At 61.2% G+C, this 21,923-nt stretch carries 22 protein-coding genes; 11 read left to right on the top strand and 11 right to left on the bottom strand.

The features are described from left to right. The first annotated feature begins 228 nt into the window (after positions 1-228). A complete protein-coding gene (gene glnL, locus DXT77_RS18255; protein WP_085712779.1) occupies positions 229-1,314 on the top strand; it encodes a nitrogen regulation protein NR(II) in 1,086 nt (361 codons plus the stop codon). Continuing rightward, positions 1,311-2,747: a nitrogen regulation protein NR(I) gene (gene ntrC / locus DXT77_RS18250; RefSeq protein WP_119428660.1), complete on the top strand. Its 1,437-nt coding sequence runs from the start codon at positions 1,311-1,313 to the stop codon at positions 2,745-2,747. The genes glnL and ntrC overlap by 4 nt, the downstream gene beginning before the upstream one ends. Before the next feature lie 410 nt (positions 2,748-3,157). Here the strand turns inward: ntrC and DXT77_RS18245 are convergent, their stop codons facing one another. Then, complete coding sequence (locus DXT77_RS18245) at positions 3,158-3,598, bottom strand: hypothetical protein (RefSeq protein ID WP_119428659.1); 441 nt, start codon at positions 3,596-3,598, stop codon at positions 3,158-3,160. On the opposite strand from DXT77_RS18245, the gene DXT77_RS18240 reads away from it, so the two are divergent. Continuing rightward, positions 3,597-4,052 (top strand): tRNA (cytidine(34)-2'-O)-methyltransferase, encoded by a 456-nt coding sequence (locus DXT77_RS18240; protein WP_114881098.1) that lies wholly within the window; start codon positions 3,597-3,599, stop codon positions 4,050-4,052. The genes DXT77_RS18245 and DXT77_RS18240 overlap by 2 nt on opposite strands. 122 nt (positions 4,053-4,174) lie before the next feature. On the opposite strand, the gene secB is transcribed toward DXT77_RS18240, so the two are convergent. The 3 genes from secB to DXT77_RS18225 are packed head-to-tail and all read right to left on the bottom strand — an operon-like array spanning position 4,175 to position 5,383. Then, positions 4,175-4,660, bottom strand: a complete 486-nt coding sequence (secB, locus tag DXT77_RS18235; protein WP_085712776.1) for a protein-export chaperone SecB — start codon at positions 4,658-4,660, stop codon at positions 4,175-4,177. A 53-nt stretch (positions 4,661-4,713) separates the two neighbouring features. Beyond that, positions 4,714-4,968: a glutaredoxin 3 gene (gene grxC, locus DXT77_RS18230; protein ID WP_085712775.1), complete on the bottom strand. Its 255-nt coding sequence runs from the start codon at positions 4,966-4,968 to the stop codon at positions 4,714-4,716. A 1-nt stretch (position 4,969) separates the two neighbouring features. Beyond that, positions 4,970-5,383 carry a rhodanese-like domain-containing protein gene (locus tag DXT77_RS18225; RefSeq protein ID WP_085712774.1) on the bottom strand — a complete coding sequence of 138 codons (414 nt, stop codon included), beginning with the start codon at positions 5,381-5,383 and terminating at the stop codon, positions 4,970-4,972. A 153-nt stretch (positions 5,384-5,536) separates the two neighbouring features. On the opposite strand from DXT77_RS18225, the gene gpmI reads away from it, so the two are divergent. The 5 genes from gpmI to DXT77_RS18200 all read left to right on the top strand — a co-directional run bounded on the left by gpmI (position 5,537) and on the right by DXT77_RS18200 (position 12,139). Further along, positions 5,537-7,063, top strand: coding sequence for a 2,3-bisphosphoglycerate-independent phosphoglycerate mutase (gene gpmI / locus DXT77_RS18220; RefSeq protein ID WP_119428658.1), 1,527 nt, complete (start codon positions 5,537-5,539; stop codon positions 7,061-7,063). A gap of 136 nt (positions 7,064-7,199) precedes the next feature. Further along, positions 7,200-8,504, top strand: coding sequence for a murein hydrolase activator EnvC (locus tag DXT77_RS18215; protein ID WP_119428657.1), 1,305 nt, complete (start codon positions 7,200-7,202; stop codon positions 8,502-8,504). 31 nt (positions 8,505-8,535) lie between these two features. Then, on the top strand, positions 8,536-9,855 hold the full coding sequence (locus DXT77_RS18210; protein WP_085712771.1) for a S41 family peptidase: 1,320 nt from the start codon (positions 8,536-8,538) through the stop codon (positions 9,853-9,855). Between the two features lie 2 nt (positions 9,856-9,857). Next, positions 9,858-10,634 carry a divergent polysaccharide deacetylase family protein gene (locus tag DXT77_RS18205; protein ID WP_119428656.1) on the top strand — a complete coding sequence of 259 codons (777 nt, stop codon included), beginning with the start codon at positions 9,858-9,860 and terminating at the stop codon, positions 10,632-10,634. A gap of 116 nt (positions 10,635-10,750) precedes the next feature. Then, positions 10,751-12,139 carry a Vps62-related protein gene (locus DXT77_RS18200; protein WP_119428655.1) on the top strand — a complete coding sequence of 463 codons (1,389 nt, stop codon included), beginning with the start codon at positions 10,751-10,753 and terminating at the stop codon, positions 12,137-12,139. Here DXT77_RS18200 and DXT77_RS18195 read toward each other — a convergent pair. The 7 genes from DXT77_RS18195 to DXT77_RS18165 all read right to left on the bottom strand — a co-directional run bounded on the left by DXT77_RS18195 (position 12,120) and on the right by DXT77_RS18165 (position 17,925). After that, complete coding sequence (locus tag DXT77_RS18195; protein WP_119428654.1) at positions 12,120-12,875, bottom strand: ABC transporter substrate-binding protein; 756 nt, start codon at positions 12,873-12,875, stop codon at positions 12,120-12,122. The two genes, DXT77_RS18200 and DXT77_RS18195, sit on opposite strands and share 20 nt — an antisense overlap. A gap of 73 nt (positions 12,876-12,948) precedes the next feature. Beyond that, on the bottom strand, positions 12,949-13,719 hold the full coding sequence (hisF, locus tag DXT77_RS18190; RefSeq protein ID WP_119428653.1) for an imidazole glycerol phosphate synthase subunit HisF: 771 nt from the start codon (positions 13,717-13,719) through the stop codon (positions 12,949-12,951). 9 nt (positions 13,720-13,728) lie between these two features. After that, the gene (gene hisA, locus DXT77_RS18185) at positions 13,729-14,466 is read right to left on the bottom strand and encodes a 1-(5-phosphoribosyl)-5-[(5-phosphoribosylamino)methylideneamino]imidazole-4-carboxamide isomerase (protein ID WP_114881093.1); all 738 of its coding nucleotides are present in this window, start codon (positions 14,464-14,466) and stop codon (positions 13,729-13,731) included. A 42-nt stretch (positions 14,467-14,508) separates the two neighbouring features. Then, positions 14,509-14,766: a DUF2164 domain-containing protein gene (locus DXT77_RS18180; RefSeq protein WP_085712766.1), complete on the bottom strand. Its 258-nt coding sequence runs from the start codon at positions 14,764-14,766 to the stop codon at positions 14,509-14,511. Beyond that, entirely contained in the window at positions 14,767-15,405 is a 639-nt protein-coding gene (gene hisH / locus DXT77_RS18175; RefSeq protein ID WP_085712765.1) for an imidazole glycerol phosphate synthase subunit HisH, read from the bottom strand. After that, positions 15,405-15,998 (bottom strand): imidazoleglycerol-phosphate dehydratase HisB, encoded by a 594-nt coding sequence (gene hisB, locus DXT77_RS18170; protein WP_085712764.1) that lies wholly within the window; start codon positions 15,996-15,998, stop codon positions 15,405-15,407. Before hisB ends, hisH begins: the two co-directional genes overlap by 1 nt. Before the next feature lie 262 nt (positions 15,999-16,260). Further along, on the bottom strand, positions 16,261-17,925 hold the full coding sequence (locus tag DXT77_RS18165; protein WP_085712763.1) for an OFA family MFS transporter: 1,665 nt from the start codon (positions 17,923-17,925) through the stop codon (positions 16,261-16,263). 353 nt (positions 17,926-18,278) lie between these two features. Between DXT77_RS18165 and DXT77_RS18160 the strand changes: the two genes are divergently transcribed. Genes DXT77_RS18160 through DXT77_RS18150 form a run of 3 tightly spaced genes read left to right on the top strand, consistent with a single transcriptional unit; the run spans position 18,279 to position 21,843 of the window. Then, positions 18,279-20,510, top strand: coding sequence for an AsmA family protein (locus DXT77_RS18160; RefSeq protein ID WP_119428652.1), 2,232 nt, complete (start codon positions 18,279-18,281; stop codon positions 20,508-20,510). Further along, on the top strand, positions 20,507-21,574 hold the full coding sequence (gene mutY / locus DXT77_RS18155; RefSeq protein WP_119428651.1) for an A/G-specific adenine glycosylase: 1,068 nt from the start codon (positions 20,507-20,509) through the stop codon (positions 21,572-21,574). The genes DXT77_RS18160 and mutY overlap by 4 nt, the downstream gene beginning before the upstream one ends. After that, positions 21,571-21,843, top strand: a complete 273-nt coding sequence (locus DXT77_RS18150) for an oxidative damage protection protein (RefSeq protein WP_085712761.1) — start codon at positions 21,571-21,573, stop codon at positions 21,841-21,843. Before mutY ends, DXT77_RS18150 begins: the two co-directional genes overlap by 4 nt. Positions 21,844-21,923 lie beyond the last annotated feature (80 nt).

Genomic DNA, 21,923 nt, shown 5'->3' with positions numbered 1-21,923 from the left:
CGTTCAGCTTTGCGCACTATATTGGTGCAACAGTCTGCACCGTACCCACAATCCAACCCATTTTGGTTCGAAAGTACCCGCCAGGGCCGGCTGATCGCCACGCAAACGAGCGTCAAACGCCCGTTTCAGGGGATGAACGCTTCTTTTCGGAGCCTTGGTTTGGTTTTTGCATTTTCCTCGCACCGGCGCTTCGTTTCTCGCGCACGCCTTGCTCCAAAAGAGGTCCTGATGACCATAAGCGACGCACTCCACCGATTGCTGCTCGACAACCTGACCACCGCCACCATCCTGCTCGACGCCGAGTTGCGCCTCGAGTACATGAACCCGGCGGCGGAGATGCTGCTGGCCATCAGCGGTCAGCGCAGCCATGGCCAGTTCATCAGCGAGCTGTTCACCGAATCCACCGAAGCGCTCAATTCGTTGCGTCAGGCGGTGGAACAGGCGCACCCGTTCACCAAGCGCGAAGCGATGCTCACCGCCCTCACCGGCCAGACCCTGACCGTGGACTACGCGGTGACACCGATCCTGAGCAGCGGCGCGACCCTGCTGTTGCTGGAGGTTCACCCTCGCGATCGCTTGCTGCGGATCACCAAGGAAGAGGCGCAGCTGTCGAAGCAGGAAACCAGCAAGATGCTGGTGCGCGGCCTCGCCCACGAGATCAAGAATCCGCTGGGCGGCATCCGTGGCGCCGCGCAATTGCTGGCCCGGGAGCTGCCGGAAGACAGCCTGCGCGACTACACCAACGTGATCATCGAAGAGGCCGACCGCCTGCGTAATCTGGTCGACCGCATGCTCGGCTCGAACAAACTGCCGTCGCTGGCCCTCTGCAACGTTCACGAAGTGCTGGAACGCGTCTGCCAGCTGGTCGAGGCCGAAAGCCAGGGCTGCATCACCCTGGTGCGCGATTACGACCCGAGCATTCCGGACGTGCTGATCGACCGCGAACAAATGATTCAGGCGGTGCTGAACATCGTGCGCAACGCGATGCAGGCGATCAGCAGTCAGAACGAGCTGCGCCTGGGCCGCATCAGCCTGCGCACCCGCGCCATGCGCCAGTTCACCATCGGCCATATCCGCCATCGTCTGGTGACCAAGATCGAGATCATCGACAACGGCCCGGGGATTCCGGCGGAACTCCAGGAAACCATTTTCTTTCCCATGGTCAGCGGACGTCCGGACGGTACCGGACTCGGCCTGGCCATCACCCAGAACATTATCAGCCAGCACCAGGGCCTGATCGAGTGTGACAGCCATCCAGGCCACACCACCTTCTCGATCTTTCTGCCACTGGAACAAGGAGCCACATCGACATGAGCCGTAGTGAAACCGTGTGGATCGTCGATGACGACCGTTCTATCCGCTGGGTCCTGGAAAAAGCCCTGCAACAGGAAGGCATGACCACCCAGAGCTTCGACAGTGCCGATGGCGTGATGAGCCGCCTGGCCCGCCAGCAGCCGGACGTGATCATCTCCGACATCCGCATGCCGGGTGCCAGCGGCCTGGATCTTCTGGCGCGGATTCGCGAGCAGCATCCACGCCTGCCGGTCATCATCATGACCGCTCACTCCGATCTGGACAGCGCTGTCGCCTCCTATCAGGGCGGCGCCTTCGAATACCTGCCCAAGCCGTTCGACGTCGACGAAGCGGTGTCGCTGGTCAAGCGCGCCAACCAGCACGCCCAGGAGCAGCAAGGGCTGGAAGTGGTGCCGGCGCTGACCCGCACCCCGGAAATCATCGGCGAAGCGCCGGCGATGCAGGAAGTGTTTCGCGCCATCGGGCGCCTGAGCCACTCCAATATCACCGTATTGATCAATGGCGAATCCGGCACCGGTAAAGAGCTGGTGGCCCATGCCCTGCACCGCCACAGCCCGCGGGCGGCCTCGCCGTTCATTGCGCTGAACATGGCGGCGATCCCGAAGGACCTGATGGAGTCCGAGCTGTTCGGCCACGAGAAAGGCGCATTCACCGGCGCAGCCAACCTGCGTCGCGGGCGTTTCGAACAGGCCGACGGTGGCACGCTGTTCCTCGATGAAATCGGCGACATGCCAGCGGACACCCAGACCCGACTGCTTCGGGTATTGGCCGACGGCGAGTTCTATCGCGTCGGCGGGCATGTGCCGGTCAAGGTTGATGTACGGATCATCGCTGCAACTCACCAGAATCTGGAAACTCTGGTTCACGCCGGGAAATTCCGTGAGGACTTGTTCCACCGCCTCAACGTGATCCGCATCCACATCCCACGCCTGTCGGACCGCCGCGAAGACATCCCGACCCTGGCCAAGCACTTCCTCAGCCGCGCCGCGCAGGAACTGGCGGTGGAGCCGAAGCTGCTGAAAAGCGAGACCGAGGAATACCTGAAGAACCTGCCATGGCCGGGCAACGTGCGGCAGCTGGAAAACACCTGCCGCTGGATCACGGTGATGGCGTCCGGGCGTGAAGTGCACATCGGCGACCTGCCGCCGGAACTGCTGAGCCTGCCGCAGGATTCTGCACCGGTGACCAACTGGGAACAGGCACTGCGCCAGTGGGCCGACCAGGCCTTGGCGCGTGGCCAGTCGAGCCTGCTCGACAGCGCGGTGCCGGCGTTCGAGCGGATCATGATCGAGACGGCGTTGAAGCACACGGCCGGGCGCCGCCGTGACGCGGCGGTGCTGCTGGGCTGGGGCCGCAATACCTTGACCCGCAAGATCAAGGAGCTCGGCATGAAGGTCGATGGCGGGGATGAGGACGAGGGTGATGAAGGCTGAGATTCAGTGCCGGCCTGCACCGCCGCAAGGCACCGTGACCCGTTATCGGGCACGGTCGCGGGCTCGACCTAGTATCGCAACACGCTGAAAAAACCATCCGGTGAAAAGACGAAGGCCCCGTATTACGGGGCCTTCGTCATGGTGTCGGGCTTTTTTGTTTCAAAACGATAAAAACTGGCACGCCCCCTGCAATAACCCTTTCAGGTGATTCGATTCACCCACCCTTTCGGGGGCCTTGGTACAGGCAGGCCGGGGATTCCCCTCTTTACACCGGGCTCATCAAGCCCACCCTTTTGGGGCCCTTGATACAGGCAGGTCAGGGGTTCCTTCTTTACACCGGCTCAGCACGCCATGCGATGAGCCCGCCCGTTTCGGGAACCTTGGTACAGGCAGGCCGGGGATTCCCTCTTTTATTGCTCCCGGAGACGGATCTCCAGCCGCCAGCGGTCATCGACCGCCTGGCCGGCCCACTCCCCTTGCAGCGGCCGCGCCGCCAGCACCGTCAGCAGCAAACCACCGTCACTCAATCGCGTCCGCCAGTTCACGTCTTTGCCGTTGATCTTCAACTGGCCCTTTTGTGCCTTGCCCTCGGCCTGAAACAACAGGGCGAGCGTGCCATCGACGATTTCGCCATGCAGCTTCGGCTCATTGTTGAACCAGACCGCCAGACCGCCATCGATCACCTCGACCTGCTGCAGGACGCTTGGCTCAGGCGTGGTCAAACGGCCGATCATCATCCCTACCATCAGGCCGAAAATCGCCAGCGATCCCATGACTCGCGGGAATAGTTTCGAACGCGGGTCGGCTGGCGGCGTAGAATGCGCGTCATCTTTACCTTCGGAGCCGTGCATGTTTCACGTCATCCTTTTTCAACCGGAAATTCCACCGAACACCGGTAACGTTATCAGGCTGTGCGCCAACAGCGGCTGCCACCTGCATTTGATCGAACCGCTGGGCTTCGAGATGGACGACAAGCGCCTGCGTCGCGCCGGTCTCGACTACCACGAGTACGCCACGCTGCAACGCCACGCCGACCTCGCCAGTTGCCTGGAAAGCCTCGGCCACCCACGGCTGTTCGCCTTCACCACCAAGGGTTCGCGACCGTTTCACGATGCCGCGTTCGTCCCGGGCGATGCCTTCATCTTCGGCCCGGAAAGCCGTGGCCTGCCGCCGGAAGTGCTGGATGCCCTGCCCGCCGAACAGCGCCTGCGCCTGCCGATGCGCGAAGGCTGCCGCAGCCTGAACCTGTCCAACACCGTGGCAGTGGCCGTGTACGAAGCGTGGCGGCAGAACGGCTTTAAATAACCGCACATAACAAATGTGGGAGCGAGCCTGCTCGCGATTACGGAGTGTCAGTCAACATTGATGTGTCTGACAGACCGAAATCGCGAGCAGGCTCGCTCCCACATTGGGTGTTGCAAAACCGCTTACTGAACGGTCGGGGTCTCGCCGGCTTCCTGCATGCGCTGCAGCTCTTGCGCGTACAGGGCGTCGAAGTTCACCGGGGCCAGCATCAGGGCCGGGAACGAACCGCGGGTCACCAGGCTGTCCAGGGTTTCGCGAGCGTACGGGAACAGGATGTTCGGGCAGAACGCACCCAGAGTGTGGCTCATCGAAGCCGCGTCCAGGTTCTTGATCAGGAAGATACCGGCCTGTTGCACTTCAGCGATGAAGGCGACTTCTTCACCGTTTTTCACGGTCACGGACAGGGTCAGCACGACTTCGTAGAAATCGCCTTCCAGCGCTTTCTGACGGGTGTTCAGATCCAGACCGACGGTCGGGTCCCACTGCTGGCGAAAGATCGCCGGGCTTTTCGGAGCTTCGAAGGACAGGTCGCGTACATAGATGCGCTGCAAGGAGAATTGCGGTGCGGTTTCTTCTTCGCTGGCTGCAGTGTTCTGTTGGTCAGTCATCTCAGATCCTTTCTGATCTTGGGTCTTTTGGGTTCTTGGTGAGGTGCAGCAGTTCAGGCCTTGAGCAGCGCGTCGAGCTTGCCGGCGCGCTCCAGGGCGTACAAATCGTCACATCCGCCGACGTGGGTGTCGCCGATCCAGATCTGCGGCACGGACGTGCGTCCGGCTTTCTGGGCCATGGCGGCGCGCACTTGCGGCTTGCCATCGACCTTGATCTCTTCGAAGGCCACGCCTTTGTTCGCGAGCAGGTACTTGGCGCGCGAGCAGTAAGGGCAGTAATCGCTGGAGTAGACGATGACTTCGCTCATATCACTTCACCAGCGGCAGGTTGTCGCCTTTCCAGCTGGAAATCCCGCCGGACAGCTTGGCGGCGGTGAAGCCGGATTTCATCAGCTCGCGGGCGTGGGTGCCGGCAGTCTGGCCCAGGGCGTCGACCAGAATGATGGTCTTGGCCTTGTGCTTTTCCAGCTCGCCGATGCGGGCGGCCAGTTTGTCCTGGGGAATGTTCACCGCGCCAACGATGTGACCGGCGGCGTATTCCTTGCTCGGACGGATGTCCACGACCACGCCGGCTTCCTTGTTGACCAGTGCGGTCAGCTCGCCCGTGCTCAGGCTTTTACCGCCGCCCTGCACTGTGTGCGCCAGCAGCAATGCCAGCAGTACGACGAAGATACCGACAAGAATGTAGTGGTTAGTGGCAAATTCAATCAGGTGAGCAACCATCGAAGGAGGTTCCAGGGCGTTAAAATGTCGGCCAGTATACACAGCCACTATGGTCGGCCAAACCCCGTCCGGCGGTGACGCGGTCGGAACTTCGCTTTAAACTCCAACTCCCTTTTCCATCGCCCTCTTCTTTATTAGCCACGAGTGGATTCCATGACTACCACGCCTAAACCTTTGGTCCTGATGATTCTCGACGGCTTCGGTCACAGCGACAGCCCCGAATCCAACGCCGTCTTCGCGGCCAAAAAGCCTGTGCTGGATCGCCTGTGGGCCACCGTGCCGAACGGCCTGATCTCGGGCAGCGGCATGGACGTCGGCCTGCCGGACGGCCAGATGGGCAACTCCGAAGTCGGCCACATGAACCTGGGCGCCGGCCGCGTGGTGTATCAGGACTTCACCCGCGTGACCAAGGCGATCCGCGACGGCGAGTTCTTCGAGAACCCGACCATCTGCGCCGCTGTGGATAAAGCCGTGGCTGCCGGCAAGGCCGTGCATTTCATGGGCCTGCTGTCGGACGGCGGCGTTCACAGCCACCAGGATCACCTGATCGCCATGGCCGAACTGGCCTTCAAGCGTGGCGCCGAAAAAATCTACCTGCACGCCTTCCTCGATGGCCGCGACACGCCACCGAAAAGCGCCGCTTCGTCGATCGAACTGCTCGACGCAACCTTCCAGGCCCTCGGCAAGGGCCGTATCGCCAGCCTCATCGGCCGCTACTACGCCATGGACCGCGACAACCGTTGGGACCGCGTATCCCAGGCTTACAACCTGATCGTCGACGGCAAGGGCGAATTCAACGCCGCCACCGCCCAGGAAGGCCTGGAAGCCGCTTACGCCCGTGGCGAGAGCGACGAGTTCGTCAAAGCCACCAGCATCGGTGAGCCGGTGAAGGTCGAAGACGGCGACGCCGTGGTGTTCATGAACTTCCGCGCCGACCGTGCCCGCGAACTGAGCCGCGTGTTTGTCGAAGACGGTTTCAAGGAGTTCGAGCGCGCACGCCAGCCGAAAGTGCAGTACGTCGGCCTGACCCAGTACGCCGCCAGCATCCCGGCCCCCGCTGCCTTCGCGCCGGGCAGCCTGGAAAACGTGCTCGGCGACTACCTGGCGAAAAATGGCAAGACTCAACTGCGTATCGCCGAAACCGAGAAGTACGCCCACGTGACCTTTTTCTTCTCCGGTGGTCGCGAAGAGCCGTTCCCGGGCGAAGAGCGCATCCTGATCCCGTCGCCGAAGGTCGCCACCTATGACCTGCAGCCGGAAATGAGCGCGCCGGAAGTCACCGACCGCATCGTCGATGCCATCGAGAATCAGCGCTACGACGTGATCGTGGTCAACTACGCCAACGGCGACATGGTCGGCCACAGCGGCGTATTCGAGGCGGCGGTGAAAGCCGTGGAATGCCTGGACACCTGCGTGGGCCGCATCGTCGAAGCGCTGGAAAAGGTCGGCGGTGAAGCGCTGATCACCGCCGACCACGGTAACGTCGAACAAATGGCCGACGAAGCCACCGGCCAGGCGCACACCGCGCACACCACCGAACCGGTGCCGTTCATCTATGTCGGTAAACGCGACCTCAAGGTGCGCGAAGGCGGCGTGCTGGCGGACGTGGCGCCGACCATGCTCAAACTGCTGGGCCTGGAAAAACCGGCAGAAATGACTGGCACTTCGATTCTGGTCTGATATCAAAAACGCCCTGTAATCAGCCTGAAACGGCTTTTTATGACGAACGCCTCAAAGCAGTTGGCTTTGAGGCGTTTTTTTTGCCGCGTGGGGCGGGCATACTAGGCCGTCCCTTACCCTGGTGCCGCCCGCCCCTATGCTTCGCGTCCTGATCGCCCTCGCTCTGACATGCCTGCTCCAACCGGCCTTCGCTGACGAGCGTGCGCAAACCCAACAGCAGTTGGACGCCACGCGTCAGGACATCGCCGAGCTGAAAAAGCTGCTGGGCAAGCTCCAGGAAGAAAAATCCGGCGTGCAAAAGGAGCTCAAGGGCACCGAAACCGAGATGGGCAAGCTCGAAAAGCAGGTCGATGCCCTGCAAAAAGAGCTGAAGAAGAGTGAATCCGAGCTGCAGCGGCTCGATGCGGAGAAAAAAAAACTCCAGAGCGCGCGCACTGAACAGCAGCGACTGATCGCCATCCAGGCCCGCGCGGCTTACCAGAACGGCCGGCAGGAATACCTCAAGCTGCTGCTCAACCAGCAGAATCCCGAGAAATTCGCCCGCACCCTCACCTATTACGACTATCTGAGCCAGGCCCGCCTGGAGCAGCTGAAGAACTTCAACGAAACCCTGCGCCAGCTGGCCAATGTCGAAAAAGACATTTCCTCGCAGCAAGCGCAGCTGCTGGTGCAGAAAAGCGATCTGGACACCCAGCGTGACGCCCTCGACAAGGTTCGCAAGGAGCGCCAGCAAGTACTGGCCAAGCTCAACGACGACGTGAAAGCCCGCGACCAGAAACTGGCCGCCCGCGAGCAGGATCAGGCAGACCTGTCTAAAGTCCTTAAAACCATTGAAGAAACCCTGGCCCGCCAGGCCCGTGAGGCAGAAGAAGCGCGGCAGAAAGCGCTGATCGCCCAGCAGGAAGCCGAAAAAAAGCGTTTACGTGAGGCCCAGGCCCGCGCCGATGCGGACTCGGACACCAGCGACGCCCCACGCCCAAAAGCCAGACCCACACCTGGCGCGCTGGTTTCCAGCAGCGGCGAGACGTTCGGCGGCCCTTTTGCCGCCACCCGGGGAAAACTTCCATGGCCGGTTGATGGTCGACTGCTGGCACGCTTCGGTGAAACCCGTGGCGACGATGCCCGCACCAAGTGGGACGGCGTGATGATCAGCGCCGCCGCCGGCAGCCAGGTGCATGCCGTACACGGCGGGCGCGTGGTGTTTGCCGACTGGTTGCGCGGTGCCGGGCTGCTGGTGATCCTCGACCACGGCAACGGTTTTCTGAGTCTTTACGGTCATAACCAGACGCTGCTGAAGTCGGCTGGTGACGTGGTAAAAGCCGGTGAGTCCATCTCCACTGTCGGTAGCAGTGGCGGGCAGGACACACCAGCGCTGTATTTCGCAATTCGTCAGCAGGGTCACCCGAGTGATCCGGCGCAATGGTGTCACGCGCAAGGATAAGCGCGTCGCCTAATTCAGGAGTTCGTTCGACATGCTGCATTTGTCCCGCCTTACCTCGCTGGCCCTGACGATCGCCCTGGTGATCGGCGCGCCTCTGGCGTTCGCCGCTCAACCGGCCCCGGCTGTCGCTCCGGCAGGCACTGCCGCGACGTCCAAGGCCCCGTTGCCGCTGGAAGAGCTGCGCACCTTTGCCGAGGTCATGGACCGGATCAAAGCCGCCTATGTCGAACCGGTGGACGACAAGACCCTGCTGGAAAACGCCATCAAGGGCATGCTCAGCAACCTCGACCCGCACTCGGCCTACCTCGGCCCGGAAGATTTCACCGAGCTGCAGGAAAGCACCAGCGGTGAGTTCGGCGGCCTGGGCATCGAAGTCGGTTCGGAAGACGGCTTCATCAAAGTCGTGTCGCCAATCGACGATACGCCAGCATCCAAGGCCGGCATCCAGGCCGGTGACTTCATCGTCAAGATCAACGGCGCGCCGACCCGTGGCCAGACCATGACCGAAGCCGTGGACAAGATGCGCGGCAAGATCGGCCAGAAAATCACCCTGACCCTGGTCCGTGATGGCGGTACGCCGTTCGACGTGACCCTGGCCCGTGCGGTGATCCAGGTGAAGAGCGTCAAGGCGCAACTGCTCGAATCGGGTTATGGCCTGATCCGCATCACCCAGTTCCAGGTCAAGACCGGCGAAGAAGTCTCCAAGGCCCTGGCCAAGCTGCGCAAGGACAACGGCAAGAAGCTCAACGGCATCATCCTCGACCTGCGCAACAACCCGGGCGGCGTGTTGCAGGCAGCGGTGGAAGTGGTCGACCACTTCATCACCAAAGGCCTGATCGTCTACACCAAGGGCCGGATCGCCAACTCCGAGTTGCGCTTCTCCGCCACAGGCAAGGACGAAAGCGAAGCGGTGCCAATGGTCGTGCTGATCAACGGTGGCAGTGCCTCGGCTTCGGAAATCGTCGCCGGCGCCCTGCAGGACCAGAAACGCGCCGTGGTCATGGGCACCACCAGTTTCGGCAAGGGCTCGGTGCAGACCGTGCTGCCGCTGAACAACGACCGTGCGCTGAAGATCACCACCGCGCTGTACTTCACGCCGAACGGCCGCTCGATCCAGGCCCAGGGCATCGTCCCGGACATCGAAGTGCGCAAGGCCAAGATCACCAACGAGGCAGACGGCGACTACTTCAAGGAAGCCGACCTGCAGGGTCACCTGGGCAACGGCAACGGCGGCGCGGACAAACCGACCGGCTCTGGCGGCAAGCCGAAAGCCATGCCGCAGGATGACGATTACCAGTTGGCCCAGGCCCTGAGCCTGCTCAAAGGCCTGAGCATTACGTCCGGCCGTTGAGGATGTCTTTGCGTTTCGTCTTTGTCCTGCTGTGCTGTCTGGCGGGTGCTGTTCACGCAGAACCTGCCAGACCGACACCGCAAAAAGCCTACCTGACACTGATCATCGACGACCTGGGGCAGAACCTGCCCCGGGATCGTCGCGTGCTGGCCCTGCCCGGGCCCGTGACCACGGCAATCATGCCCGACACCCCGCACGCCACCGAATTCGCCCGCGAAGCCCATCGCGCCGGCAAGATCGTGATCCTGCACATGCCGATGGACCCGGCCACCGGCCCGTTTGCCTGGCACCCTGAACTGCCCATCGAAGAACTTGAGAAACGGCTGAATGCCGCGTTCAAAATGGTCCCCTACACAGCCGGCATCAATAACCACATGGGCAGTCGTATGACTGCACAACCAATGGCAATGGCCTGGTTGATGGGTGAGTTGCAGCGCCGTCACAAGTTCTTCGTCGACAGCCGCACCAGCGCGCAGACCGTTGCCGCGCAACAGGCGCAGAAGATCGATCTGGCGAGTGTTTCAAGGGACGTGTTTCTCGATGACGAGCGCACCGAAGCGGCGATCTACACTCAGTTGCAGACCGCGATCAATCTGGCCCGCAAACAGGGTTCGGCGGTGATGATCGGCCATCCTTATCCACAGACGCTGGCGGTGCTGGAGCGGGAGCTGCCGAAGCTGAAAGCTCAAGGCATCGAGTGGATCGACATCAAGCAGATGATCAGTGTGCGCAGCAATCGCGCCACGGCCGCTCATGGCAAAGACGGTGTCTACCGGTAAATACCCTGAAACAACCGCAACACATAGTTACCGCCAGAAGACCTGCCCCGATCGGGATAGTCAGTCTTGCAAATGTCAGCGACTCCACGAGTCGCCTTTCAACTACAGGACTGACTATGACTACCGATAACAGCCGCACCCTGTCTGCCGGGCAATTGGAATCGATAAAGTTCGGCAATCTGCTGATCAATTTCACCAGCGAGTTTCATCGGATCTGGGACAGCCGGGGCTCCGGCTCCTCGGTTGGAAGTTTTTGGCGGCCAACCCCCGCCCCCGATCTGCTGCCGGGGTATTTCCCGCTGGGAGATCTGGCCGTGACCGGATACGACAACGTCAACGGAAACAGGGTCGTAGCCGTCGTATGCGAAGGTGAGACGCCTGTTGATGATGCATCTCAAGGCAAGGCGCTCAGTCCGCCCACGGACTATGAAAGAGTCTGGCGAGACTCCAACTCCGGCGCCGCTGCCGACTGCACGGTATGGCGCCCGATCCCTCCCACCGGCTATGTAGCCATGGGGTTTGTCTGCTCCAATGGCCGTGACAAACCCCTGCTCAATGCGATCCGTTGTGTTCGCGAAGATCTGGTCATCGCTGCAAACGTCGGTAATCAGATCTGGGACGATAAAGGCAGTGGCGCCAGGCAGAATTTCAGCGCCTGGAACATAGATCCTCCGCAGGCTGCCGCAGGCGAAATCTACTTTGCACCGGGCACTTTTTTCGGTGTTCAGAGCCACTCCAGGCCTGCGGCGTCTGTCGCATATGCGTTACGGATGCAAATTCCTCGTCAGACTTTGCCAGCCCCTGTAGCGCCGAAATTATCGGGGTATGGAGCACCTCCAGAACTGGAACCCTCCAAGCTCACTCAAACTGTTCGAATTCCCTGGTTCGCGGTGACCGATCATTTGCATCCCGGGGAGCAATTGCGCACGTCTCCGTTCTACCGCCTTGAGCGGACAGATCAATATGTACTGGTGGGTCATGGCCAGAACACCGACGACCAGCCCCGTCCGTTCAAGTGGAGAGCACTTCGGGCTCAGAACTCGCAGATGCTACAGATTTTCAGCATTCTCACATCTATCGAGGTTGCAACAGCATGGCCAGCAAAGCCGTCGAACGCCCCCCGGCCCATCAGGTTCTCGGCCCATTTGTACAAGGACTTCACTTACACCGAGACATCATCCAACGGATGGAGCGACTCCCGCCCACTGGACGTCGTCGCCATGGCAGCCAAAAAAAAGGCCGTGGCGATCTATCAAATACAGAGTTTCTTTACGCTGAAGCGCGCGGACGGCACACAGGTGGCGGTCAGTATTGGTTACACCGATGACGAAAGTCTTTACCTGACCGAATATCCGCCGGAAACCGACAGCGCGCTGACCTTCACGCCACAACTGGCGACGAAGCCGCCCGCCAGCGAAGACTCATCAAATAATGAGAGCAATAACGTTGAGGGCGCATCTCAACCCGTGAGAGAGGAGGCTCCCGTTACAGATACCGCCCCATGATCTCGTCGACCACACCGTCTTTGCGCATCTGATCGAGTGCTGCCTGAAGTCTGGCGACGGCTTCGTCCGGCACTTCTTTGTTCAGCGCCAGATACAGTTCGGCGCTGTTGAAACGCAGCACGGTTTTCAACCCGGTCACGCCATCCTGCCGCGCCAGATAACGCCCGGCAGGATCGCCGGTGGCCCACAGGTCGATCTGGCCGCTGACAAGCTTTTTGGCGTTGTCCTGATCACGCAAAACTACCATCGGTTTCAGGCCCTGCTTGGTCAGAGTCTCGGCAATCGCATCGCCCTTGTAGGCACCGATCTTGTATTTGCGTGCGTCATTGAGGGTTTCGAGGGTGATCTTGCTGTCGGCCTTGGCCAGCATGACCCAGTCATCCGGGCCGATGGGGCCGACCCACTTGAACAGCGTCTCGCGATCCGGCAGGCGCGCCATGACGAACGCTCCATAACCAGGATTCTCCAGCGCCAGCTTGTAGACCCGCTCCCATGGGAAGCGCAGGGTCAGGCTGTAAGTGATGCCGGCACGCTTGAACATCTCGCGCACGATGTCCGTGGCGATGCCATTGATGTTTTCGTCCTGGGCGAAATTCTTGCCGTTCTTCGCCATGTTGTATGGCGGAAAGTTTTCGGTGAGGAGCACCAGATCGGTGTCGGGATTTTCTGCGGCGTGGCCAGTGTTGATCAACAACACGGAGGCACTGGCGAGGGCGAGAAGCAGGCGTTTGATCATGTCGGGCTACCGAAATCCATGGCGTGCCCAAGAGTGCCTTGGGTACGCCATGCTGTCCACTGGCCTGTATTGTTTAACGCATTACGATGCCGCGGTGAGCCATATAGGCCTTGGCTTCCTGAACGGTGTATTCGCCGAAGTGGAAAATACTCGCCGCCAGCACCGCGCTGGCATGACCTTCAAGGATCCCGTCAGCCAGATGCTGCAGATTGCCGACGCCACCGGAAGCGATTACCGGAATGCCCAGCGCATCGCTGATGGCGCGGGTCACGCCGAGATCGAAGCCGTTTTTCATGCCGTCCTGATCCATGCTGGTCAGGAGAATTTCACCGGCACCCAGGCCTTCCATTTTCTTCGCCCACTCGACCGCGTCGAGACCGGTCGGCTTGCGGCCGCCGTGGGTGAAGATTTCCCAGCGCGGGGTTTCGCCAGGACTCGAAACCTTCTTCGCGTCGATGGCAACAACGATGCATTGCGAACCGAAATGCTGCGCCGCTTCGCCGACGAACTCCGGATTGAACACGGCAGCGGTGTTGATCGACACCTTGTCCGCTCCGGCGTTGAGCAGGTTGCGGATGTCCTGCACGGTCCTCACGCCGCCGCCGACGGTCAGCGGGATGAACACCTGGCTGGCCATGCGCTCGACAGTATGGAGCGTGGTGTCACGGCCATCGACGCTGGCGGTGATGTCGAGAAAGGTAATCTCGTCGGCACCCTGCTCGTCGTAGCGACGGGCGATTTCCACCGGGTCACCGGCATCACGGATGTTCTCGAACTTCACACCTTTGACGACCCGGCCGTTGTCCACGTCCAGGCAAGGGATGATGCGTTTGGCCAGCGCCATGGTCAGTCCTCAGCCTTGGTACGAATCGCAGAAAGCTTGCGCTTCGGCGACGTCGAGGGTGCCTTCGTAGATCGCCCGGCCAGTGATTGCGCCGATGATGCCCGGCGCCTTGGCGTCGAGCAGCGACTTGATGTCACCCAGGTTGTGAATGCCGCCGGAGGCGATCACCGGGATCCTGGTGGCAGCAGCCAGCGCAGCGGTGAACGGTACGTTGCAGCCCTGCATCATGCCGTCTTTGGCGATGTCGGTATAAACGATCGAGGACACACCGTCGGCTTCGAACTGCTTGGCCAAGTCGATGACCTGCACCTGGCTGATTTCAGCCCAGCCGTCGGTGGCGACAAAACCGTCTTTGGCGTCGAGGCCGACGATGATTTTGCCCGGGAATGCGCGGCAGGCTTCTGCAACGAACGCCGGTTCTTTAACCGCCTTGGTGCCGATGATCACGTAGCTCACGCCAGCCTTGACGTAGTGCTCGATGGTTTCCAGCGAACGGATGCCGCCGCCGATCTGGATCGGCAGGGTCGGGTAGCGCTTGGCAATCGCGGTCACCACTTCGCCGTTTACTGGCTGGCCTTCAAAGGCGCCGTTCAGATCGACCAGATGCAGACGACGGCAACCGCCCTCCACCCACTTGGCAGCCATGCTCACCGGGTCATCGGAGAACACTGTGGAATCTTCCATGCGGCCCTGGCGCAGACGTACGCAGGCACCGTCTTTGAGATCGATAGCGGGAATAATCAGCATCTGGCAAACCTTCAAATTTGAATGTTCAGCTTGGCTCGGAAATCAGTTTTTCTCGAGCGCCCACAGGTCGCTTTCGATGCTTTCAAACCGCTCCTTGAGGTGGGTCTGCACATCGAAAATCGCCCTGTTGTAATAGTGCGGAGCAATTTCGCGGGTAAACAGCTCAAGAATTTCCGCCGCTTCGAACGAACCCAGGTCCAGTTCGAAACGATCCTCCATGAACCGCTGGATCTTGCGGTTGGCGTCGCTTTCCTGCTCGGGTGTGAGGGTCAGGATCGGCGGTTTTTTCTTGGCGGCCATTTACCAGCGACCGTCCCACGCTGCGAAGTTCTGCAGCAATTGCAGGCCATGGGTATGGCTCTTCTCCGGGTGGAACTGCACGGCGAAACGCGAACCTTCGGCCAGCGCTGCGGCGAAATCGACACCGTAATGACCGCTGCCGACCACCTGCCGAGGGTTACCGGCGGCGATGTAGTAGCTGTGCACGAAGTAGAAACGCGCCAGGTCCGGAATGTTGTGCCACAGCGGGTGATCCACCGACTGTTTCACTTCGTTCCAGCCCATGTGCGGGACCTTCAGGTGCTCGCCGTCTTCATGCAGGTCTTTGCCGAAGAACTTCACCGCGCCCGGGAACAGGCCGATGCAGTCGACGCCGTCGTTCTCCTCGCTGGTGTCGAGCAAGGCTTGCATGCCGACGCAGATGCCGAGGAACGGGCGATCCTGGCTGACTTCACGTACCAGCGAGTCGAAGCCGAGGCGACGGATCTCCGCCATGCAATCGCGAATCGCGCCGACGCCGGGGAAAACCACGCGGTCGGCTTCGCGGATCACGTCCGCATCGCTGGTAATCAGCACCTTGCCGGCGCCGACGTGCTCGAGGGCCTTGGCCACCGAGTGCAGGTTACCCATGCCGTAATCGATGACTGCAACCGTCTGCATTACAGCACGCCCTTGGTCGAAGGCATCTGGCCGGCCATGCGGTCATCCAGTTCGACGGCCATGCGCAGCGCGCGGCCGAAAGCCTTGAACACGGTTTCGATCTGGTGGTGAGTGTTGGTGCCGCGCAGGTTGTCGATGTGCAGGCTGACCAGCGCGTGGTTGACGAAGCCCTGGAAGAATTCCTGGAACAGGTCGACGTCGAAACCGCCAACGGTGGCGCGGGTGTACGGCACGTGCATCTGCAGACCCGGACGGCCGGAGAAGTCGATGACCACGCGCGACAGCGCTTCATCGAGCGGCACGTAGGCGTGGCCGTAGCGACGGATGCCTTTCTTGTCGCCGATGGCTTGTGCGAAGGCCTGGCCGAGGGTGATACCGACGTCTTCCACGGTATGGTGGTCGTCGATATGCAGATCGCCCTTGCATTGGATATCCAGGTCGATCAACCCGTGACGGGCGATCTGATCCAGCATGTGCTCAAGAAAAGGAACACCGATATCGAATCGGGCCTTTCCGGTGCCATCAAGGTTGATCGAGGCTTTGATCTGGGTTTCCAGAGTGTCGCGCTCGACAGACGCCTTACGTTCGGCCATCACCAGCTCCGCAAAATCATTGGGCGAAAAAGGCAGCCATTATAGGGGCGCGGGGCCGAAACAGAAACACGAGACGTGATATGGCAGACGGATAGAAGCCCGTGCTGTCGGGGATAGACATGTCCATACAAGCCATTTCGGATAGCCCGAAACAACTGTGGGAGCGGGCTGCTCGCGATGAGGGCCGCACATTCAACATCACTGTCGACTGTCAGACCGCTATCGCGAGCAGGCTCGCTCCCACAAGGTTACGACGTTTTACTTAGTGGAACAGAACCGCCGTCTTCTGCAGGGTCACCCACACACCCCACGCCAACGGAATCCCGACCACCAGCCACGCAGCGATTGCCAGCGGCTTGCTGCCCGGCGCGGCTTTCCACTCCAGCACGGTGCTGCTGTCAGCGCCCTTGTCGTGGCCCAGCGCCTGTTCGGCGGCCAGTTCGGCGTCGGTCATGAAGTACTTGTCCGCCACCGGGCGCACCAGCAGGTTGCACAGGAAACCCAGTACCAGCAGGCCGGCGAGGATGTACAGCGTGATGTCGTAAGCGGCGGCGCGTTCAACGCCGATGCTCAGCTGATACTCACGCAGGTAGTTCACCAGCACCGGACCCAGTACGCCAGCAGCGGCCCAGGCGGTCAGCAGACGACCGTGGATCGCGCCGACCATTTGCGTGCCGAACAGATCGGCCAGATACGCCGGAACGGTCGCAAAACCACCGCCGTACATCGACAGGATGATGCAGAACGCCGCCACGAACAGCGCAACGTTGCCCAGGTGACCGAGGTTCGGGATCAGTGCGTACAGCGCGAAGCCCAGCGCGAAAAACACGAAGTAAGTGTTCTTGCGGCCCAGGTAGTCCGAGAACGATGCCCAGAAGAACCGACCGCCGATGTTGAACAGGCTCAACAGACCGGTGAAACCGGCCGCAATCGCCGCGATCGAGGCCAGTTGACCAGCGTCGAGCTGACCGAACGGCAGATCATTGCCCAGCAGCTTGCCGCCGAACACTTCCTGCAACAGTGGCGAAGCCATGCCGAGGATGCCGATACCGGCCGACACGTTAAGGCACAGCACCAGCCACACCAGACGGAACTGCGGGGTTTTCCACGCCACATTCACGTGAACGTGACGGTGGGTGATCATCGCGTTCGAGGCTTTCTTCGCCGGTGCGGTCCAGCCTTCAGGCTTCCAGCCGGTTGGCGGCACGCGGTAAGCCAGCGCACCACCGATCATGAACACGAAGTAGATCGCGGCCATGGCCACGAAGCTCTGCCATACGCCGACGCCGGTTGGCGACGCGAAATGGCTCATCAGTGCGGTTGCCAGTGGAGCGCCGACCATCGCGCCACCACCGAAGCCCATGATCGCCATGCCGGTGGCCATGCCGCGCTTGTCCGGGAACCACTTGATCAGGGTCGAGACCGGCGAGATATAGCCCAGGCCCAGACCGATACCGCCGATCACGCCGGAGCCGATCCACATCAGCCAGATCTGGTGGGTATAAATACCCAGCGCGGAAATCAGCAGACCGCCGCACCAGCACAGAGCCGATACAACGCCGGCCTTGCGTGGCCCGGCGTGTTCGAGCCAGCCACCCCAGATCGCTGCCGAGCAGCCGAGGAAGATGAAGAACAGGGTGTAGATCCAGCCGAGCATGGAGATCGGCCAGTCGCATTGCGACGAGAAGACTTGTGCGATGAAGCCCATGTCCGGCGCGCAAGCCACTGGCGCGGTGATGCCCAGTGCCTTGGACAGCGGCAGCCAGAACACGGAAAAACCGTAGGCCATGCCGATGCACAGGTGGATGGCCAGAGCGGCCGGTGGGACCAGCCAGCGGTTGAAACCGGGCTTGGCGATGATGCGTTCCTTGGACAGGAACGCAGGCTGGGCGGCGCTGAGGCCGTCCGCCGTGATGCTCGTGCTCATTGTGTACCCCCAATTATTAGTATGTGTTCGTCAGCCACTGCTCACCCCCGGCCTTTATGCACGCAGGCATGACCGTGTTAGTGGGTGGAGCTCCTTGAAGCGCGACCAAAAGTCGCAGAGGGACGGACGAACGGGCGAAGGTTACCATCTGCACGTGACAGAAAAACCAAACTGATATCACCTTTTTTGAGTCATCTGATCTCATATGACCGGGGAACCCTCCCGCCGACCGTTGTCGAAGCGCTGCACGCCGCGGTTCAAGAGGCTCCTCAGGACACCGCACCAGCACGGGGTCAGGCAGCGCTATACTCCCCGGCTAAATTACGAATTCGACTAACTACAAGGACTCGCCCATGAAAGCGTTCGGCAAAATCCTGGGTCTGGTACTTCTCGGGCTGTTGCTGATCATTGTGGCGGCGGGCTTCGCCCTGACCCACTTCTTCGATCCCAACGACTACAAAAACGAGATCCGCCAGATAGCCCGCGACAAGGCCCACATCGAGCTGACGCTCAATGGCGATATCGGCTGGAGCCTGTTCCCGTGGCTCGGCCTGGAATTGCACGAGGCCAGCGTCGCCACCCTGATCAAGCCTGACGAACCGTATGCCGATCTGCAGATGCTCGGTCTGTCGGTACGCGTGCTGCCGCTGCTGCGCCGCGAAGTGCAAATGAGCGACGTGCGCGTCGAAGGCCTGAACCTGCGCCTGAACCGTGACAAGAACGGCCACGGCAACTGGGAAGACATCGGCAAGCTGCCGACTGCCGCCCCTGCGCCGGGCAGCACCCCTCCAGCGGCCGCCGGCGAACCGGTCGCCGAGACACCTGCCCAGCCGGAAAAGCCACCACAACCGATCCGCCTCGACATCGACAGCCTGACCGTCAACAACGCCCGGGTTGAATACAACGACGAGCAGACCGGCAAGCAGTTCAGCGCCGAAAGCATCCAGCTGAGCACCGGTGCGGTGCACGATTCGACCAACATTCCGCTGAAAGCCACGGCGTTCCTCAGCACCAATCAGCCCGTGCTACGAGTACGCACCGAGCTGAATGGCGAGCTGCGCATCGAGCGCGCCCTGCAACGCTACAAGTTCGAAGACCTGAAGCTGTCCGGCGAACTGACCGGCGACCCGCTGCAAGGCAAGGCCATGACGTTCTCCGCCCAAGGGCAGATGTTGCTCGACAAGGCCGCGAACGTCGCCGAATGGACCGGGATCAAGATCTCCGCCAACCAGTTGCGCGCTCTGGGTGAGCTGAAGGCCAACGATCTGGACAAGACCCCGCAAATCACCGGCGCGATTTCCATCGCCCAGTTCGATCTGGCGAAGTTCGTCGACAGCATCGGCCAGACCCTGCCGGCCATGGCCGAAGGCAGCCTGAGCAAAGTCGAGCTGGTCAGCCGTGTCGCTGCCACACCGACCAGCCTGGCGCTGGACAACATCAACCTGAAACTCGACGACAGCAGCTTCAGCGGCCGCATCGCCATCGAAGACTTCGCCAGGCAATCGCTGCGGGCGATCCTCAAGGCCGACACCTTCAACGTCGATCGCTACCTGCCACCGAAATCGGAAAAAGCCGCCAGCGCCACCCAGGCGCGTCAGACCGAAGTCGCCAGCACCGAAGCCGATGCCATGGCCGGCGCCGGCAGCACCCCTCTGCCGGACAAGCCGAGCAAAAGCGCCTGGAGCACCGAGCGCCTGTTCCCTGTGGAGCGCTTGAGCAAGATGGACGTGAACGCCGACCTGACCTTCGGCCAGTTGACCCTCGACAAATTGCCGATCCAGAACGCCGCGCTGAAAGCCACCGGCCAGGGCGGCCTGCTGACCCTGGAGAACCTGCGCGGCGAGTTGTACAACGGCGACTTCGAAGCCAAGGGCACCCTCGACGTACGCCCGAATGCACCACTGCTGAACCTGCAAACCCGGATCAACCGGGTGCCGGTGGAAAAAATCCTCGAAAGCCAGGGCAAGAATCCGCCGGTCAAAGGCCTGGTGAACCTCACCAGCACCGTCACCGGTAGCGGCAACAGCCAGCAGGCGCTGATCGACACCCTCAACGGCAACGCCAGTTTCGTGATCAACAACGGCGTGTTGCTCAACGCCAACCTTGAGCAGCAACTGTGCAAAGGCATCGCCACCCTCAACCGCAAATCCCTGAGCGGCGAGCCACGGGGCAAGGACACACCGTTCCAGGAACTCAAGGGCAACCTGACCTTCCGCAACGGCGTAGCCAACAACCCGGACCTGAAAGTGCGCATCCCGGGCATGACCGTCAACGGTGACGGCGACATCGACCTGAAAGTGCTGGGCATGGACTATCGCGTCGGCATCATCGTCGAGGGCGATACCAGCGCCATGCCGGATCCGGCCTGCCAGGTCGGCGAGAAGTTCGTCGGCATCGAATGGCCGCTGCGTTGCCGTGGCCCGCTGGAACTGGGGGCCAAGGCCTGCCGCGTGGACAATGAGCGCCTGGGCCAGGTCGCGACCAAAATGGCCGGCGACAAGCTCAGCGAAAAAATCGACGAAAAACTGGGCGACAAAGTCAGCCCGGAACTGAAAAACGCATTGAAGGGGCTGTTCAAGCGATGAGAGCGGAGCAGTTTTCCACGGCGGTGCTGGAATGGTTCGACCGCCACGGCCGCCATGATTTGCCCTGGCAACAGAACATCAACCCGTATCGGGTGTGGGTGTCCGAGATCATGTTGCAGCAGACTCAGGTCAGCACCGTGCTCAATTACTTCGACCGTTTCATGGCTGCGTTGCCGACGGTCGAGGCTTTGGCCGAAGCACCGGAGGACGAAGTGCTGCACCTGTGGACGGGCCTGGGTTACTACACCCGCGCACGCAATCTGCAGAAAACCGCAAAGATCGTCGTCAGCCAGTACGGCGGCGAGTTTCCCCGCGATGTCGAGAAGCTCACGGACTTGCCGGGCATCGGCCTGTCCACCGCCGGCGCGATTGCCAGCATCAGCATGGGCCTGCGCGCGCCGATCCTCGACGGCAACGTCAAACGGGTGCTGGCGCGCTTTACCGCGCAAGAAGGCTATCCGGGCGAGCCTAAGGTCGCCAAACAGCTGTGGGCCAACGCAGAGCGCTTCACGCCGCAGGATCGGGTCAACGCCTACACCCAGGCGATGATGGATCTGGGCGCCACGCTCTGCACCCGCAGCAAACCGAGCTGCCTGCTGTGTCCGCTGAAAAAGGGCTGCGAAGCGCACATGCTCGGTCTGGAGACACGCTACCCGATCCCCAAGCCGCGCAAAGCCATTCCGCAGAAACGCACGCTGATGCCGCTGCTGGCCAACGAGGATGGCGCGATTCTGCTTTATCGCCGCCCGTCCAGCGGATTGTGGGGCGGTTTGTGGAGCCTGCCGGAACTCGACGACCTCGACGACCTGCAACACCTCGCTGCGCAGCACTCGCTGGAACTGGGCGAGCAGCAGGCGCTGCCGAGCCTCGTCCACACGTTCAGCCATTTCCAGTTGTCCATCGAACCCTGGCTGGTCCAGGTGCAGGAAGCCGGCGGTCACGTGGCCGAGGCCGACTGGCTCTGGTATAACCTCGCCACCCCGCCGCGCCTGGGCCTCGCCGCCCCGGTCAAGACCTTGCTCGAACGCGCGGCCGCCGTCTTGAATGCAGGAGAGTCGACATGACCCGCACCGTAATGTGCCGCAAGTACAAAGAACAACTCGAAGGTCTGGAGCGCCCACCGTACCCGGGCGCCAAGGGCCAGGACATCTTCGAACACGTCTCGGCCAAGGCCTGGGCCGACTGGCAGAAACACCAGACCCTGCTGATCAACGAAAAACGCCTGAACATGATGAACGCCGAAGACCGCAAATATCTGCAGGGCGAAATGGACAAGTACTTCTCCGGCGAGGAATACGCCCAGGCCGAAGGCTACGTTCCGCCGGCCGAATAATCAGCGGAAATCGGGGGTCTGATCGTAAGCGACGGAATTAATTTAAGAAATTTTAAAAAAGTCGTTGACGTAAATCCGAA

It is taken from the genome of Pseudomonas sp. 91RF (assembly GCF_003576265.1).
Taxonomy (GTDB): Bacteria; Pseudomonadota; Gammaproteobacteria; order Pseudomonadales; family Pseudomonadaceae; genus Aquipseudomonas; species Aquipseudomonas kribbensis.
The sequence above is the reverse complement of the archived record's forward strand: the minus strand, read 5'-3'. Positions and strand labels throughout refer to the sequence as shown.

Coding starts and splice junctions, on each gene's coding strand:
- hisA (WP_114881093.1), bottom strand. CDS start 14,466: ATGCTGATTATTCCCGCTATCGATCTCAAAGACGGTGCCTGCGTACGT.
- DXT77_RS18225 (WP_085712774.1), bottom strand. CDS start 5,383: ATGGTTGCTCACCTGATTGAATTTGCCACTAACCACTACATTCTTGTC.
- DXT77_RS18245 (WP_119428659.1), bottom strand. CDS start 3,598: ATGCACGGCTCCGAAGGTAAAGATGACGCGCATTCTACGCCGCCAGCC.
- DXT77_RS18150 (WP_085712761.1), top strand. CDS start 21,571: ATGACCCGCACCGTAATGTGCCGCAAGTACAAAGAACAACTCGAAGGT.
- DXT77_RS18240 (WP_114881098.1), top strand. CDS start 3,597: ATGTTTCACGTCATCCTTTTTCAACCGGAAATTCCACCGAACACCGGT.
- DXT77_RS18200 (WP_119428655.1), top strand. CDS start 10,751: ATGACTACCGATAACAGCCGCACCCTGTCTGCCGGGCAATTGGAATCG.
- DXT77_RS18160 (WP_119428652.1), top strand. CDS start 18,279: ATGAAAGCGTTCGGCAAAATCCTGGGTCTGGTACTTCTCGGGCTGTTG.
- DXT77_RS18210 (WP_085712771.1), top strand. CDS start 8,536: ATGCTGCATTTGTCCCGCCTTACCTCGCTGGCCCTGACGATCGCCCTG.
- DXT77_RS18165 (WP_085712763.1), bottom strand. CDS start 17,925: ATGAGCACGAGCATCACGGCGGACGGCCTCAGCGCCGCCCAGCCTGCG.
- hisH (WP_085712765.1), bottom strand. CDS start 15,405: ATGCAGACGGTTGCAGTCATCGATTACGGCATGGGTAACCTGCACTCG.
- grxC (WP_085712775.1), bottom strand. CDS start 4,968: ATGAGCGAAGTCATCGTCTACTCCAGCGATTACTGCCCTTACTGCTCG.
- gpmI (WP_119428658.1), top strand. CDS start 5,537: ATGACTACCACGCCTAAACCTTTGGTCCTGATGATTCTCGACGGCTTC.
- hisF (WP_119428653.1), bottom strand. CDS start 13,719: ATGGCGCTGGCCAAACGCATCATCCCTTGCCTGGACGTGGACAACGGC.
- secB (WP_085712776.1), bottom strand. CDS start 4,660: ATGACTGACCAACAGAACACTGCAGCCAGCGAAGAAGAAACCGCACCG.
- mutY (WP_119428651.1), top strand. CDS start 20,507: ATGAGAGCGGAGCAGTTTTCCACGGCGGTGCTGGAATGGTTCGACCGC.
- ntrC (WP_119428660.1), top strand. CDS start 1,311: ATGAGCCGTAGTGAAACCGTGTGGATCGTCGATGACGACCGTTCTATC.
- glnL (WP_085712779.1), top strand. CDS start 229: ATGACCATAAGCGACGCACTCCACCGATTGCTGCTCGACAACCTGACC.
- DXT77_RS18205 (WP_119428656.1), top strand. CDS start 9,858: ATGTCTTTGCGTTTCGTCTTTGTCCTGCTGTGCTGTCTGGCGGGTGCT.
- hisB (WP_085712764.1), bottom strand. CDS start 15,998: ATGGCCGAACGTAAGGCGTCTGTCGAGCGCGACACTCTGGAAACCCAG.
- DXT77_RS18215 (WP_119428657.1), top strand. CDS start 7,200: ATGCTTCGCGTCCTGATCGCCCTCGCTCTGACATGCCTGCTCCAACCG.
- DXT77_RS18180 (WP_085712766.1), bottom strand. CDS start 14,766: ATGGCCGCCAAGAAAAAACCGCCGATCCTGACCCTCACACCCGAGCAG.
- DXT77_RS18195 (WP_119428654.1), bottom strand. CDS start 12,875: ATGATCAAACGCCTGCTTCTCGCCCTCGCCAGTGCCTCCGTGTTGTTG.